This is a genomic window from Paenibacillus oleatilyticus, assembly GCF_018998565.1.
Classification (GTDB): Bacteria; Bacillota; Bacilli; order Paenibacillales; family NBRC-103111; genus Paenibacillus_G; species Paenibacillus_G oleatilyticus.
In genome coordinates, this window is the sequence record NZ_JAHNZO010000204.1 from 1 (window position 1) to 322 (window position 322).

Below are 322 nucleotides of genomic sequence, written 5' to 3' on the forward strand. Positions count from 1 at the left end.
GGTAACGAGTGAAGAGATGAGGGAATATTCACCACCTGCCAGTGGATCCAACCGAGGCCTGTCGGCGCATCCCTATCATAAATTTTGAGAGCGAAGCTTTGAGTTCCTGCCGGCGCGCCACTCCAGTTAAAAGAGGGGGCAAGGTTTCCACCGCTGCACCCAAATCCATAAGGTGAACTCAGGGTCTGAGCTGCGGGGAAACGGTTTTTTTCAAGCTCATGACTTGTCAGCGTAAAACTGGCTGAAAAAGCGACCTGGCTCGACAACGCCAGGCATAATGTACTGATAACAGTAAGGTGAAGTTTGGACATTTACTCTTCTC

Annotated in this window: 1 protein-coding gene; it reads right to left on the reverse strand. The window is 50.3% G+C overall.

Annotation, left to right across the window (positions count from 1 at the left end):
- On the reverse strand, positions 1 to 311 hold a 311-nt coding region (locus KQX66_RS39180), incomplete at its 3' end, for a YbhB/YbcL family Raf kinase inhibitor-like protein (RefSeq protein ID WP_216798461.1).
- Positions 312 to 322 lie beyond the last annotated feature (11 nt).